The 15,223-nt window shown below is 65.4% G+C and carries 13 protein-coding genes; 7 read left to right on the top strand and 6 right to left on the bottom strand.

Annotated features, from left to right (window positions below; all coding sequences use genetic code 11):
- The first annotated feature begins 141 nt into the window (after positions 1–141).
- The 5 genes from carA to U1839_RS08420 all read left to right on the top strand — a co-directional run bounded on the left by carA (position 142) and on the right by U1839_RS08420 (position 6,803).
- Entirely contained in the window at positions 142–1,392 is a 1,251-nt protein-coding gene (gene carA / locus U1839_RS08440) for a glutamine-hydrolyzing carbamoyl-phosphate synthase small subunit (protein ID WP_332803219.1), read from the top strand.
- Positions 1,389–2,225: a ribonuclease E inhibitor RraB gene (locus U1839_RS08435; RefSeq protein ID WP_332803218.1), complete on the top strand. Its 837-nt coding sequence runs from the start codon at positions 1,389–1,391 to the stop codon at positions 2,223–2,225. The genes carA and U1839_RS08435 overlap by 4 nt, the downstream gene beginning before the upstream one ends.
- Before the next feature lies 1 nt (position 2,226).
- Entirely contained in the window at positions 2,227–5,562 is a 3,336-nt protein-coding gene (gene carB / locus U1839_RS08430; protein ID WP_332803217.1) for a carbamoyl-phosphate synthase large subunit, read from the top strand.
- 78 nt (positions 5,563–5,640) lie between these two features.
- A complete protein-coding gene (gene greA / locus U1839_RS08425; protein ID WP_281127175.1) occupies positions 5,641–6,117 on the top strand; it encodes a transcription elongation factor GreA in 477 nt (158 codons plus the stop codon).
- A 23-nt stretch (positions 6,118–6,140) separates the two neighbouring features.
- The gene (locus tag U1839_RS08420; RefSeq protein ID WP_332803216.1) at positions 6,141–6,803 is read left to right on the top strand and encodes a rhomboid family intramembrane serine protease; all 663 of its coding nucleotides are present in this window, start codon (positions 6,141–6,143) and stop codon (positions 6,801–6,803) included.
- Positions 6,804–6,807: 4 nt separating this feature from the next.
- Here the strand turns inward: U1839_RS08420 and U1839_RS08415 are convergent, their stop codons facing one another.
- From U1839_RS08415 to U1839_RS08395, 5 genes are all read right to left on the bottom strand, one after another.
- Positions 6,808–7,032, bottom strand: a complete 225-nt coding sequence (locus tag U1839_RS08415; RefSeq protein WP_281127173.1) for a DUF4170 domain-containing protein — start codon at positions 7,030–7,032, stop codon at positions 6,808–6,810.
- 174 nt (positions 7,033–7,206) lie between these two features.
- A complete protein-coding gene (locus U1839_RS08410; RefSeq protein ID WP_281127172.1) occupies positions 7,207–7,656 on the bottom strand; it encodes a hypothetical protein in 450 nt (149 codons plus the stop codon).
- Positions 7,653–8,009: a DUF3618 domain-containing protein gene (locus U1839_RS08405; RefSeq protein WP_332803215.1), complete on the bottom strand. Its 357-nt coding sequence runs from the start codon at positions 8,007–8,009 to the stop codon at positions 7,653–7,655. Before U1839_RS08405 ends, U1839_RS08410 begins: the two co-directional genes overlap by 4 nt.
- On the bottom strand, positions 8,006–8,386 hold the full coding sequence (locus U1839_RS08400) for a phage holin family protein (RefSeq protein WP_332803214.1): 381 nt from the start codon (positions 8,384–8,386) through the stop codon (positions 8,006–8,008). Before U1839_RS08400 ends, U1839_RS08405 begins: the two co-directional genes overlap by 4 nt.
- 21 nt (positions 8,387–8,407) lie before the next feature.
- Complete coding sequence (locus U1839_RS08395) at positions 8,408–8,968, bottom strand: hypothetical protein (RefSeq protein WP_332803213.1); 561 nt, start codon at positions 8,966–8,968, stop codon at positions 8,408–8,410.
- 159 nt (positions 8,969–9,127) lie between these two features.
- Between U1839_RS08395 and eno the strand changes: the two genes are divergently transcribed.
- Positions 9,128–10,405, top strand: a complete 1,278-nt coding sequence (gene eno / locus U1839_RS08390; RefSeq protein WP_332803212.1) for a phosphopyruvate hydratase — start codon at positions 9,128–9,130, stop codon at positions 10,403–10,405.
- Between the two features lie 153 nt (positions 10,406–10,558).
- On the opposite strand, the gene U1839_RS08385 is transcribed toward eno, so the two are convergent.
- Entirely contained in the window at positions 10,559–12,868 is a 2,310-nt protein-coding gene (locus U1839_RS08385) for a TonB-dependent receptor (protein ID WP_332803211.1), read from the bottom strand.
- Positions 12,869–13,172: 304 nt separating this feature from the next.
- Here U1839_RS08385 and U1839_RS08380 point away from each other — a divergent pair, with 304 nt between their 5' ends.
- Complete coding sequence (locus U1839_RS08380; protein ID WP_332803210.1) at positions 13,173–14,861, top strand: DUF885 family protein; 1,689 nt, start codon at positions 13,173–13,175, stop codon at positions 14,859–14,861.
- The last annotated feature ends 362 nt before the right edge of the window (positions 14,862–15,223 follow it).

Here is a 15,223-nt window from a genome sequence, read left to right as displayed (position 1 = left end):
ATTGACGCAATCACCCCGCGTCTCTAGCGACGGCGCCTTAGCGACATCGTGAAACCAACCGACGGAGTGCCCGCCCGCAATGGCCGACGCCAAGCCCTATCCCGTGCAGATTTTCCGTTGTTCGGATCGGACCGCCTGATCATGTCAGGCTACGATCCGAATGGAGCCACCGGCGTTCTCGTCCTTGCCAGCGGTGAGGTGGTGTGGGGCCGTGGCTTCGGCGCCGAAGGCCATGCAGTCGGCGAGGTGTGCTTCCACACCGCGATGACCGGTTATCAGGAGATCATGACCGATCCGAGCTTCGCCGGTCAGATCATCACCTTCACCTTCCCGCATATCGGCAATGTCGGCGCCAACCCCGACGATGTCGAGGCCGACAGTCCGCACGCGCTCGGCATGATCGTGCGCGAGGACGTCACCGACCCGTCGAGCTTCCGCTCGACCGAGCGACTCGACGCCTGGATGAAGCGCCATACGCGCATCGGCCTCGCCGGCATCGACACCCGCGCCCTGACCCGCCGCATCCGCGCCGGCGGCGCCCCCAACGGCGTCATCGCGCATTCGGCGAGCGGCGATTTCGACATCCCCGCTTTGCTCGCCAAGGCGCGCGCCTGGCCCGGCCTCGAAGGCATGGACCTCGCGATCGAGGTGTCCACCGAGACGCATTATGGCTGGGCCGGCGGCGTATGGCGGCTGGGCTTTGGGTATGACGACTCTTCTTCCCCCCTCCCGCTTGCGGGAGGGGCCGGGGGAGGGGCTACCCCATCTTCCCACGTCGCGTCTGAGGCACAGCCCTCCCCCAACCCCTCCCGCCAGCGGGAGGGGAGCGACAAGCCCCACGTCGTCGCCATCGACTATGGCTCCAAGCGCAACATCTTCCGCAACCTCGTCGCCGCCGGCGCCAAGGTCTCGGTTGTCCCGGCCAACGCGACCTTCGATCAGGTCATGGCGCTCAAGCCCGACGGCATCTTCCTGTCCAACGGCCCGGGTGACCCCGCCGCGACCGGCGAATATGCCGTGCCGGTGATCCAGCAGCTCCTCGCCACCGGCAAGCCGCTGTTCGGCATCTGCCTTGGACACCAGCTGCTCGGCCTCGCGGTCGGCGCGACCACGACCAAGATGTTCCAGGGCCATCGCGGCGCTAACCACCCGGTCAAGCGGCTGAGTGACGGCGCGGTCGAGATCACCAGCATGAACCACGGCTTCGCGGTCGAACGCGACAGCCTGCCGGCGACGGCGCGCGAAACGCATGTCTCGCTGTTCGACGGCAGCAATGCCGGGCTCGAACTGACCGATCGCCCGGCGTTCAGCGTGCAATATCACCCCGAGGCCAGCCCGGGACCGCAGGACAGCCTGTATCTGTTCGAGAAGTTTGTAGGTCAGTTGCGGTGACGTCGGCCACCGATCATTCGGTCGCTGGCGACAATGACAGTTGGATGCTTTTCGAACGACTGGGCTTAAGCGGTTGCCCCTTGGTCGTTCTCAGGCGGATCGGTAACCCTTTGGTCGATCGAGCGGTTAGCGAAAATTTCGTGACCATCGTTCACTGCAAGGCAGATGCGGCGCTCGTGAACGATGTTGGCATGCCGCAACATAGCGATAGCCTGTATCCTTTCGAGGAAGAGTTGGCTCAGGAATTGGATGTGCTCGGTGCGGGTGCTCTTCACGCGGCGAGCGTGACCGGGGAGGCGGAGCGCCGCATCGTCATTGCGCACGCATCGCCGGTTGCGTTCGAGCCGATCCTGCGGAGGTTCACCATCCCGGGATATTCGTTGAGTGCTTCCAGTTCGGCAGATCGAGCAGCGCTGATCGATTTGATCACGCCGACCGCAATCGAACATCAACTCAATAGCGACATGAGCGTGATTACCAATCTCGAGCGGCATGGCGATGATGGCCACGCGTCGAGGAAAACCGATTTCTGGTTCTATGGTGCAACGAGTCAGCTCGGTGAGTTGGTCACTGACCTCGGGCCTTGGGGTTTTTCAGCCGATCATTGGCTCGAAGATCCGGAAAGCGTTGTTCTAACGTGCGAAACGTCGGTCGATCTCGCGACCTTTCGTGAATTGACGCCTATCCTGGTCGGCATGGCTGACCGGCACGGCGTGACGTATGACGGCTGGGAAACCTTCATCGTCAGGGCTGATGCGCCAGCCACCCAACTTCCGTCACAACCCAAGCCTCAATCAATGTTGAGCAAATTATTCGGGGCCAAGAAGAACTAACATGCCCAAACGCACCGACATCACCTCGATCCTCGTCATCGGCGCCGGCCCGATCGTCATCGGCCAGGCGTGCGAGTTCGATTATTCGGGCACGCAGGCGATCAAGGCCCTCAAGGAAGAGGGCTATCGCATCGTGCTGGTCAATTCGAACCCGGCGACGATCATGACCGATCCCGACCTCGCCGACGCGACCTATATCGAGCCGATCACGCCCGAGGTTGTGGCGAAGATCATCGAGAAGGAGCGCCCCGATGCGGTGCTGCCGACGATGGGCGGGCAGACCGCGCTCAACACCGCGCTGGCGCTGTTCAACGACGGCACGCTGGCGAAATATGGCGTGCAGATGATCGGCGCCGATGCCGAGGCGATCGACAAGGCCGAGGACCGGCTCAAGTTCAAGGACGCGATGACGCGCATCGGGCTCGAATCCGCCCGCTCGGCAATCGCCCATACGGTCGAGGAGGCGCTGGAAGGGCTGGCGCGCACCGGCCTGCCGTCGATCATCCGCCCCAGCTTCACGCTCGGCGGCACCGGCGGCGGCATCGCCTATAATCGCGAGGAATTCATCGAGATCGTCCGCAAGGGTCTCGACGCCTCGCCGACCACCGAAGTGCTGATCGAGGAATCGCTGCTCGGCTGGAAGGAATATGAGATGGAGGTGGTCCGCGACCGCGCGGACAATGCCATCATCATCTGCTCGATCGAGAATATCGATCCGATGGGCGTCCATACCGGCGACTCGATCACCGTCGCCCCGGCGCTGACGCTGACCGACAAGGAATATCAGATCATGCGCAACGCATCGATCGCGGTACTCCGGGAAATCGGCGTCGAAACAGGCGGTTCTAACGTGCAGTTCGCGGTGAATCCGAAGGATGGCCGGCTCGTCGTGATCGAGATGAACCCGCGCGTCTCGCGTTCCTCGGCGCTCGCGTCGAAGGCGACCGGCTTCCCGATCGCCAAGGTCGCCGCCAAGCTCGCGGTCGGCTACACGCTCGACGAGATCATCAACGACATCACCGGCGCCACCCCGGCTGCGTTCGAGCCGACGATCGATTACGTCGTCACCAAGATCCCGCGCTTCGCCTTCGAGAAGTTCAAGGGCGCCGAGGCCGTGCTGTCGACCGCGATGAAGTCGGTCGGCGAGGTCATGGCGATCGGCCGCAACATCCACGAGTCGCTGCAAAAGGCGCTGCGCGGGCTGGAGACGGGTCTCTCGGGCTTCAACATGGTCGATCGCCTCGTCGGCGCGCCGCGCGACGAGATCGAGGCCGCGCTCGCCATTGCCACGCCCGACCGGTTGCTCGTCGCCGCGCAAGCGCTGCGCGAGGGCTTCACCGTCGCCGAAGTCCACGCCATCGCCAAATATGATCCGTGGTTCCTCGAACGCATCGCCGAGATCATCGCCGCCGAGGAAGAAGTGTGCGCCAACGGCCTGCCGCAGGACGCCGCCGGAATGCGGCGCCTCAAGAGCATGGGTTTCAGCGACAAGCGCCTCGCCTATCTCGCGCTCAAATCGGCCAATTTGCGGCAGGGCATGTCGCGGAGCATCGCGCGCGGCTCGGGGCTGATCCACGACGTCGTCGTCGCGATGACCGGCGGCGTCACCGAGGATGAAGTCCGCGCACACCGGCACAAGCTCGGCGTGCGCCCGGTGTTCAAGCGCATCGACACCTGCGCGGCCGAGTTCGACGCCAAGACGCCGTACATGTACTCGACCTATGAGGCGCCGAGCTTCGGCGAGCCCGAATGCGAGTCGCTGCCGACCGAACGGCGCAAGATCGTCATCCTCGGCGGCGGCCCCAACCGCATCGGCCAAGGCATCGAGTTCGATTATTGCTGCTGCCACGCCTGTTTCGCGCTCGCCGATGTCGGGTTCGAGACGATCATGGTCAACTGCAACCCCGAGACGGTGTCGACCGACTATGACACGTCGGACCGGCTCTATTTCGAGCCGCTCACCGCCGAGGACGTGCTCGAAATCCTGCATGTCGAGCAGCAGAACGGCACGCTGGTCGGCGTGATCGTCCAGTTCGGCGGCCAGACCCCGCTCAACCTCGCCCATGCGCTCGAACAGGCCGGCATCCCGATCCTCGGCACCTCGCCCGACGCGATCGACCTTGCCGAAGACCGTGAGCGCTTCGCTGCGCTGATCACCCGGCTCGGCCTGCGCCAGCCCGCCAACGGCATCGCGCGCAGCCGCGACGAGGCGATCGCGGTTGCCGAGCGCATCGGTTACCCCGTGCTGATGCGGCCGAGCTACGTGCTCGGCGGCCGCGCGATGGAAATCGTCGATGGGCCGGCCCAGCTCGACAATTACATCCAGACCGCGGTGCAGGTCTCGGGCGACTCGCCCGTGCTGATCGATCAGTATCTGCGCGACGCGATCGAGGTCGATGTCGATGCGATCAGCGACGGCACCGATGTCGTCGTCGCCGGCGTGCTCCAGCATATCGAGGAAGCCGGCGTGCACAGCGGCGACAGCGCCTGCTCGATCCCGCCCTACAGCCTGTCGCCCGCGATCATCGCCGAGATCGAGCGCCAGACCGACGTGCTGGCGCGTGCGCTGTCGGTCAACGGGCTGATGAACATCCAGTTCGCGGTCAAGGACGAGCTCGTCTATCTGATCGAGGTCAACCCGCGCGCCAGCCGCACGGTGCCGTTCGTCGCCAAGGCGATCGGCGCACCGATCGCCAAGATCGCCGCGCGCGTGATGGCCGGCGAGAAGCTCGCCGACTTGCCGAAGATCGACCGCGCGATCGATTATTTCGCGGTCAAGGAAGCGGTCTTCCCGTTCAACCGCTTCCCCGGGGTCGATCCGGTGCTCTCACCAGAAATGAAGAGCACGGGTGAAGTGATGGGGATCGATAAGGATTTCGCCATCGCCTTCGGCAAGGCGCAGATCGGGGCAGGGACCATCCTGCCGAAAAGCGGCGCGCTGTTCGTCAGCGTCAAGGATGGCGACAAGCCCGTCATCCTGCCCGGCGTGCGCGCGCTCGCAGAACACGGCTTCACCATCGTCGCGACTGCCGGCACCGCCGATTATCTCACCGCACAGGGCGTGCCGGTCGAGCGTGTCAACAAGGTCGCGCAGGGCCGCCCGCATATCGTCGACCGCATCAAGGATGGTGGGATCGACATGATCTTCAACACCACCGAAGGCTGGCAAAGCCTCAAGGACTCGCAGCCGATCCGCGGTTCGGCGCTGTCGCAGAAGATCCCTTACTTCACCACCGCCGCCGCCAGTGTCGAGGCGGCACAGGCGATCATCGCGCTATCGACGCGAGACCTTGAAGTTCGGCCGTTGCAATCCTATCATTCGCACTCGCACAATTAATCCCCGAAAGAAGAGAAACTGGTGCGGGCGGATCTTCGGGTTCGCTTGGGGACGGAGATTTTACGAGGGACTAGAGTGATGGCGACGGTCGACAAGATGCCGATGCTGGCTGAGGGGCACGACAAGCTCACGGCGGATCTGCGTCGCCTGAAAGCGGAGCGGCCATTGATCGTCGACGCGATCGAGGAAGCGCGCGCCCATGGCGACCTTTCGGAAAACGCCGAATATCATGCCGCGAAAGAGCGCCAGGGTCAGATCGAGGCATCGATCTCCGACATCGAGGACAAGCTCAGCCGCGCCCAGATCATCGACCCGAAGGAATTGTCGGGCGACAAGATCGTGTTTGGCGCGACCGTCACGTTGCTCGACGAGGACGACAAGCCGATCCGCTACCAGATCGTCGGCCAGACCGAAGCCGACGCTAAGGGCGGTCGCATCTCATACAATTCGCCGCTCGGCCGCGCGCTGATCAGCCGCAAGGTCGATGACGAGATCGAGGTGTCGGTCCCGGCCGGCGACCGCTTCTACGTGGTCTCGAAGATCGAGTTCATCTAATCGCCAGGCAGAATGGCTGGCCGGTGATCCGCGACCGGATCGCTGCGCAGTGGCGTGACACGCCCGCGATGCTGACGATCGTGGCGATCACCTGCACGGTGTCGCTGCTGCTGATGCTGTTCGCGATCGTCGGCGAGGCGGTAATCGGGGGCGGGTTCATCCCCGCGATGGTTGGCGCGCACGGCGCCACCCCGCCCGGCGCGCCGCTCATGCTGCCGGTGTGGCTGACGCCGCTCAGCGCGACGTTGGTCCATGCCGGTATCGTGCATCTCGGCTTCAATCAGTTGATCCTGGTGGTGTGCGGCGACGAACTCGAGCGGACGCTCGGCTGGCGCGGCACGGCGGCGCTCTATCTGATCGGTGCCTATGCCGCCGCCGCCGGCTATTGGTTGCAGGATCCGTCCAGCCCGTGGCCGCTGATCGGCGCCAATGGCGCGGTCTCGGCGATGCTCGGCGCCTATGCCCTGCTGTTCGGCCGTCGTCGTGCGCGCGCGCTGGGGCCGATTCCGGCGCGGTTGGTCGCGATCCTGTGGTTGGGGGCGGCGTGGATCGGCATCCAGCTGCTGATCGGGCTTGCCGATCACGCCGTCGGTGCGGCGGTCACGATCGGCGCGTTGATCGCCGGTTTCGTTGCCGGCCTCGCGCTCGCCCAGCCGATCCTGCTATGGCATTATCGCGGGGCGTGACGCCTCAGCCCTTGGCGAGATCGATATCGGGTTCGAGCAGCCGGTGCAGGTGCACGACGACGAACTTCATCTCGGCATCGTCGACCGTGCGCTGCGCCGCGGCGCGCCACGCTTTCTCGGCCAACGCATAGGTCGGGAAGATACCCACGACCTCGATCGTGTCTTCCTTGAAGTCGAGCGTTTGCGGATCGGTGACCTTGCCGCCGAAGACGAGATGGAGCTTGCTCATGATGGTGGTTTCCGCACTGAAAGGATTCGAGGCTGCCTTAGCCAGCATCCTCCCCGTCGTGAACCTGTAGCGGAAATTCTTCCGAAATATGAAATGCGGGTTGCCGTGATTTCCCTCGTCCGGCCAGGCGGGCGGGCAGGGGAGGCGGCAATTTCCCGCGTCCCCCGCTTCCTGTCAGGCCTTCGGCTTGCTGTCCACCGCCGCCGCGCCCGCGCTGGCCAGCGCCTTGAGCACGCCGCCGATCATCTTGCCGACCTGATCGTGCGCCGCCTCGCGATTGAGGCCGAGCGCATCGAGCTCGGCCTTGCCGGCTTCCTTGGCGGCCAGTGCCGCGCCCGTCGCCGTATCGGTCAAGCGTTTGCCGACCGGGCCGAGCAGTTTCTTCTCCTGCTCGCTGTGCGGCAGGAAAGCGCCTGCCAGCATGCCGACCGCGATCCCCCCGGCCAGTATCGCCAGCGGATTGGCCTCGACGCTCTTCGCGGTGCGGGCGACGGCATCGCGCGTCGCGTCGCGCGTCGTCTCGATCGCCTTACCGGCCGCATCGCGCGCGCTGCGATAAGTCGTCTCCATCGTCTCGCGCACGACGTTCTTGTCGGCAGACTTGGTGTTGCTGATGTCGTTCATCGTGACTTTCCTCGTGTCCGTGGCTTGGGGGGCAAACGCGGGGGTGTCGCTGGAGTTTCACGGGCCGGCGTTTCGTCCGGCAGCTTGGCGAGCAGCGCACGCACCGGGCGTCGCGCGAAGAACAGGCCGATCGCGGCCAACACGCCGGCCACGGGCAGCGGATGCCGCTTGATCGATTCGAGCCCCTCGCGCGCCAGTTCCTCGCCTGCTTCGCGTAGATCTTGCGCTGCCTCGCGCGCCAGCGCCTTGGGGTTGAGCCGTGCCTGGATCTCGACCAGCGTGCCGGCCAGGCGCTGCCGGGCGCGGGCCGAACGCTGTGCGGCGATGGCAAGGCTGGCGTCGGGCTTGTTCATGCCGGCCCGTCCTTGATCCGGGTGATCTGCTTGATCTTCGCGACCGCCACCGCGACCATCAGCCCGGCGACGATCAGCGCGCCGCCCACCACCGTCAGAGTCGCCAAGGTCGGCCCCATCAGCCGCCGCGCGATCAACAACAACCCGACCAGCAGCGCGATCAGCGCCGCCTGCGCCAGCAGAAACGCCGTCACGCCGAGCAGCAACGCCAACTTGGCCTCGTTGATGCGGGCAAAGGCTTCGGCGCGGTAGAGGTTGATCTCCGCGCGCACGAAGCGTTCGGCGTCGTCGATCAACCGCGAGAACAAATAGCCGATGCTGTTGGGGTCGCGCCGCCGCTCGTCATGCGGCGCCCCGATCGGCTCATCTGCGTCCATGCCGGCCCCCGCTTCGGGCGATCAGGCGCGGTCGTCGCTGTCGAGGCCCGACTTGATCAGCCGCACCAGCACGAAGCCGATTGCCGCCGCCGTGCCGATCGCGATCGCCGGGCTCTTCTTCACGAAATCGCGCGCGTCGGCGACGATGTCGTCGACATTCTTCGACTTGAGCGACTCCGAAAAGCCCGACACCGCCTCGGCCGCGCTGCGGGCATAATTGCCATATTGCGCGCCGACCTTCTCATCGACCGTGCCGGCCGCGTCGCCCATCATCTTCGACAGTTCGTCGAGCACGCCGCCGACCCGCGCCTTGCCGTCCTCGGCATAGGCGCGCGCCTTGCCGGTCGCTTCCTTGGTCATCTTGGCGGCGCCTTCCTTGAGCGTCTGCGTCGCGGCACCGGTGACATCGGCAAAGGCGTCCTTGGCGGAGGCCTTGGGCTTCGTCGCCGGCTTCGCGGTTGCCGGCTTGGCGGCGGCGGCCTGCGCGGCGGCGCGCGTAGATGCTGCCGGTTTTGCCTTGGGCGCGGCCTTGATCGGCGCCTTCTTGATCGGCGCGGCGGGCTTCGGAGTGTCTTCGGCCATGATGTCCTCGTTTCACAATAGAAATGGTCAGGCCGTTCAACCGGTCAGCATCGCCGGCGGTTCCACGATCGTGACGAATTGCCGCCGTCGACGATAGCCGATAGAGGCTCGCCGCGATACCGCCCACATCGTTCTCCGCATCGTTAGAAGGATCGTTCCGTGACCGCAATCATCGACATCCATGCCCGCCAGATCCTCGACAGCCGCGGCAATCCGACCGTCGAGGTCGATGTGCTGCTCGAGGATGGCAGTTTCGGCCGTGCCGCGCTCCCCTCGGGTGCCTCGACCGGCGCGCATGAAGCGGTCGAGAAGCGCGACGGCGACAAGGGTCGCTGGGGCGGCAAGGGTGTCGATCAGGCGGTCAAGGCGGTCAATGGCGAGATCGCCGACGCGATCCGCGAGATGGACGCCGAGGACCAGAGCGACATCGACCAGGCGATGATCGCGCTCGACGGCACCGAGAACAAGGGTCGGCTCGGCGCCAATGCGCTGCTCGGCGTCAGCCTCGCCACCGCCAAGGCCGCCGCCGATGCGCGCGGCCTGCCGCTCTATCGTTATGTCGGCGGCGTCTCGGCGCATGTCCTGCCGGTGCCGATGATGAACATCATCAACGGCGGCGAGCATGCCGACAACCCGATCGACTTCCAGGAATTCATGATCGTGCCGGTCGGCGCCGCCAATATCGGCGAGGCGCTGCGCTGCGGGTCGGAAATCTTCCACACGCTGAAAAAGGGCCTGCACGACAAGGGGCTCGCCACCTCGGTCGGCGACGAGGGCGGTTTCGCCCCCAATCTCGCCTCGACCAGCGACGCGCTCGATTTCATCATGAGCTCGATCGAGGCGGCGGGCTACAAGCCGGGCGACGATGTGATGCTCGCGCTCGATTGCGCCGCGACCGAGTTCTTCAAGCAGGGCAAATATGACATTTCGGGCGAGGGCCGGATCCTCGACAGCCACGAAATGGCCGAATATCTCGCCGACCTCACGCGCCGCTACCCGATCTTCTCGATCGAGGACGGCATGGCCGAGGACGATTTCATCGGCTGGAAGGCGCTTACCGACCTGATCGGCGACAAGGTCCAGCTCGTCGGCGACGATCTGTTCGTCACCAACCCCAAGCGGTTGAAGCAGGGCATCGCCGACGGCCTCGCCAACTCGCTGCTCGTCAAGGTCAACCAGATCGGCACGCTGACCGAGACGCTCGCGGCGGTGTCGATGGCCAATCGCGCCGGCTATACTGCGGTAATGTCGCACCGCTCGGGTGAGACCGAGGACGCGACCATCGCCGACCTCGCGGTTGCCACCAACTGCGGCCAGATCAAGACCGGCAGCCTCGCCCGCTCGGACCGGCTCGCCAAATACAACCAGCTGATCCGCATCGACGAGGAACTTGGCGACAGCGCGGTCTATGCGGGCCGGAGCGTGCTGCGAGCGTAGGCCGGGATTTTACCCCTCTCCCGCTGGGAGAGGGGCAAGCTGCGCAGCAGCGCGGGGTGAGGGCAGGGATCGAACCCGCAATGTTGCCCTCACCCTCCCACTCGGCTTCGCCGAGCGGGCCCCTCCCTCTCCCAATGGGAGAGGGAAATGTCTTCAGAACCCGGTCTTCAACGTTACGAAGAACTGCTGCGGCGCGCCGATCAGCAGTGTCTGGTTGTCGCCGCTGTTGCCGAAGCCGTTCGAACCGATCGTCGCGATATATTTCTTGTCGAACAGGTTGGTGCCGTTGACCTGCAGCTCGACCTTGTGGTCGCCCGGCAGGGTGAACCGCACGCCGAGCGTCGCGTCGAAGATCACTCGTGCCGCGACCGACTGGTCGTTGCTGTAGGTGAAGAAGCGCTTGCTCATGTAATTGGCGCCGAACCGGCCGAAGAACATGCTGCTGTCATAGGTGATCTCACCCGCCGCGATGTGGCGCGGCGCATCGACCACCGACTTGTCCTTGATCGCCACGCCGCCGAACAGCGAACCATCGGCGTTGTAGATGTTGTTGCGATATTTCGAGACATTGTAGGCATAGGACATGAACGCGCCGAAGCCCGCGGGCAGCCGCAGTTGCGCGGTCGCCTCGATGCCGGTCGAACGCACGCCGCCGACATTGCGCAGGATCGCCGGATTGCCGACGATGCCCGCGCCATTGGCGAAGCCGAGCAGGCGGTTCTTGAAGTCGACATAATAAGCCGCCAGCGACGCCGTCAGGATGCCCGAGTGCAGCCGACCGCCGAGTTCGAACGTGTCCGACGTCTCGGGCTTGAGGTCGCCGAGCCCGGCGAACCCGGCCTGGGTGGTAGCGAACGGTCCGCTCGTCGCCGCCGCAGTGAAAGCGCGCGTCACCTCGGTAAAGCCGGCGAACAACTCGGCCTGGTCGGTCACCTTGAAGGTCGCGCCGGCATGCGGCTGGAACCAGTCGGTGGTCTTGATCTTGCCCGACGCCAGGCCGCCGCCAACGATCGGGGTGGCCGTCGCGCGGACGTCATAACCTTTCCAGCCGAGATCGAGCGTCAGCGCGCCGAGGCTGATCTTGTCCTCGACATGGTACTGGAAGGTGTCGGTCTGGTAGCGATTGTCCCACTGCGTGAAGAACGGGTTGGTCTGGAACTGCAGCGCCGAGCGCGTCGACACGGTGCGGCTGTCGAGCGCGTAATAACGCCGTGCCTGGTGGAAATCGTTGCGCTCATACCATGCGCCGACCGTCAGCTCGCCGAAGCTGCCGAGCGACCCGCCGACCGAGCCGAACACACCCTTGCGGCGAATGTCATACTCGGTGGTGCGCACCGAGATCGGCACCCCGCTGGGCGATGGCACATAGGGCGTGAACCACGTCCCCTGGCCGTGATTGTCGTGATAATAGGCCTTGATCGAGGCCTTGATCGGGCCGCGCGTCGTCTCGAGCCCGAGCGAGGCGAGGTAATCCCTGCGCAGGCCGGAAGCGTCGAAATAAGCGTCGTCGGGGTTGAGGAACGGCGCCGGATAGGTCGTGCCCGCGGCAGGGTTAAGCTTGGGCGCACCGGTATAGCCGGTATTGGCACCGACATCGGCGACCAGCACCGCCTGCGCGAAATTGTTGCTGTTATTGTCCCAGCGCCAGCCCAGCCGCTTGATCATGTCGAGCGACATGTCCTGGTAATCCTGCTCGCGCCGGTCCGAATAATCGAACGTGCCGACCAGCCGTACCGCACCGGTCAGCGGCGCGGTGAACTTGGCGTTGACCTGGTTCTGCCGCTGCTGGCCGTAACCGCGCCATTTGTCGGTCTTGAGATAGCCATAGGAGACATAGGCGCTCGGCCCGCCGTCACCCAGTTCGCCGGTGTCGAGGCGGAAGAAGCCGCGCATCGTCTCGTTGCTGCCATAGGCGCCGTTCAGCGTCACGCCGAACACCGGCTTGGGGTCGGACGAGACGAACTCGATCGTGCCGCCGAGATTGTTGGTTGCCTGCGCGCCAATCGCGCCCGAACCTTGCGAGACGCGCGTCTGGGCGATGTTCTCCGAGCTGATCGCGCGGCTGACATGCAGGCCGTTGGTGTTGCCATAGCTGCCGTCGCCGAGCGGAATGCCGTCGAGCGTGAAGCCGAGCTGGTTCTGATTGAAGCCGCGGATCGAGACGCGCTCGGACCATTCATAAGCACCGAACGGATCGGCCGACTGGAAATTGACGCCCGGCAGCTTCGCGATCGCCTTCAAGGGGCTGGTGCCCGGCGCGAGCTCGGCAATGTCGGCCTGGCTCAGCTGCTGCACCTGCCGCGTCTGGCCCTTGCCGATCACCACGATGTCGTCGGTCACCGGTTCCTCGGCGGCCGGCGCAGCGGGGGCGGCGGCGGCAGGCGCCGGGTCGGTCGCGGCATGCGCGGCAAGCGGCGCGGTGAGCGCTGTGCCGGCCAGCAGGCAGGCGAATACGGTACGCATGAATGGTCCCCTTCTGATGTCGTTGATCGGCGCATCGCTGCGCGTCGCGCTCCCCGTAGGCGTGCTGCGTTGCACAATTTTGCGATTTGGGTGTCGGTTCGGCGACAAAGTCGCGTCACTTCGGTGACAGTCCTCGCCATCCAACGCGGCGCGGGCATCGGCACGCAAGAGCATGATATTGTGGCCTACGCCGTCGCCGGACATCGCGCTTGCACGCATGCGGCAAAACGATAGCCTGCTTCTCGATTGTTCCCGATCATCCGCTCCGGGAACGCGCCCGGTGAAAGCCTCGCGAGGAGTCTTCATGCGCCCGATCCGCTTCGCCCTGCTCTGCGCCGCTTCGCTCGCCGTCACGGCCAATGCCGCGCCGCTGTCCGCGCAGGGTCCGAAACCGGGCGTTGCGACGATGCCGGCAACGCATGCCCGTCTCGTCGCGCTGTTCGCCGGATGGCGCGGCTTCGTCCAGCCAGCGATCATCGATGGCATCCCCGATTACAGCGCCGCGGCGATGGCGCGGAAGGCGGCGGCGCTGCCGGCATGGCGCGCGCGGCTCGCCGCGATCGATCGCACCGGGTGGAGCGCGCCGGCGCTGGGCGACTATCGCCTGATCGAGGCGGAGATGAACGGCTTCGATTTCTTCCTGCGCGTGCTCAGACCTTGGGCGCGCGATCCCGGCTTTTATCAGAATCTGTTCGGCGAGCAGAGCGACGTACCGGCGCATGAAGGCCCGTCGGCCCAGCCCAATATCGACCTGTTCGCCTATCGCTGGCCGCTGTCGCGCGCCGATGACGCGAAGTTGACGCGCGCGCTCGCGACGATCCCTGCTTTGCTCGCCGCGGCCAGGGTCAATCTGGCCGGCAGCAATGCGCGCGATCTCTGGGCCTATGGCGATCGCGCCTTCAAGGAACAGAGCGTTGTCCTCGCCGATCTCGCCGCCGGTACGCTGAAGATGCGTACGATCGATGGCCAGACGCCGGCGACGATGACCGGCGCCAGCCCGGCGCTGCGCGTTGCCATCGCGAACGCCAAGGCCGCGACCGACGCCTTCGCCGCCTGGGTCGCCGCCGAGGCGCCGCGCCGCACCGGGCCGTCTGGCATCGGCAAGGCGAATTACGATTGGTACATGCGCCACGTCACGCTGAATCCCTATGGCTGGGACCAACAGCGCCTGTTGCTGCGGCGCGAGCTCGACCGTGCACTCGCCTCGCTGCGCATCGAGGAACTGCGCAACCGCGCGCTGCCGCCGATCGTCGAGATCAGCGATCCGGCCGCCTATCGCACCATGGCCGAGGCCAAGACCCGCAAGTTCAACGATTTCCTCGTCGCCGCCGGGCTGATGCCCGACACGCCTTATTATCGTGCGGCGATGCTGGCGCAGACCAGCGACTATGTCCCGCCGGCCGAGCGCAATTTCTTCTTCCATGGCACCGCGCTCGATCCGTTGCCGCTGCTGTCGTATTCGAGCCACTGGATCGAACTGGCGCGCCTCCGGCGCGAAACTCATCCCAGCCCGATCCGTGATACGCCGCCCTTGTTCAACATCTTCGCCGATCGCTCGGAGGGCTTCGCCACCGCGATGGAGGAGCTGCTGATGCAGGCCGGCCTCTATGACGATATCCCGCACGGCCGCGAGATCGTCTGGATCATGCTCGCCAATCGCGCCGCGCGCGGGCTTGCCTCGCTCGATGTCCAGGCCAACACGATCGACGTGGACCAGGCCGGCCGCCGCCACGCCGAATGGACCCCGCGCTATTGGTCGGATCCCGCAAGCAAGCTGGTCGGCTTCGAACAGCTCCTTTACCTGCGCCAGCCCGGTTACGGCCCCAGCTACATCGTCGGCAAGCTGCAACTCGACCATTTGCTTGCGCTCGCCTCGCACGAGGCCGAGGTGAAGCACCAGCCCTTCGTGCTGCGCGACGCCTGGGCGCGGATCATCGCCGCGGGCATCGTCCCGCCCGCACTGATCGAGGCGGAGATGTTCGCGCGACCATGACGATAGCCTCGCCGGTCGGCGGGCGTGCGCCTGCGAACCAGCCGAGGTCTTGCGCTGATCGAACCTTCCCGCGCAGGCCGAGGTTGCGGAACCTGGCTATTTGCCCTACTGGCCGCCACGTCATGTCCTTAGCGGGCATGGCGAATGTCATCGTCCCTCGAACGGAAAGGAAGCGTCCCATGTCAGCGACTGTCGCCAGCTCGACCTCCTATTTCCGTATCCAGGGACAATGTGCATGGGCACTTCCTGCCAGGGCGGCACACGCCACCTGACCGACCGCGACCGTCGCGTCGCGCTTTCTACCCAAGTATCGCCACATCCGCCGTTGCGCATTGCGCGTGCGGTCACGCGTCCGTCGATCC

Source organism: Parasphingomonas halimpatiens (assembly GCF_036663795.1).
Lineage (GTDB): Bacteria > Pseudomonadota > Alphaproteobacteria > Sphingomonadales > Sphingomonadaceae > Sphingomonas.
The sequence above is the reverse complement of the archived record's forward strand: the minus strand, read 5'-3'. Positions and strand labels throughout refer to the sequence as shown.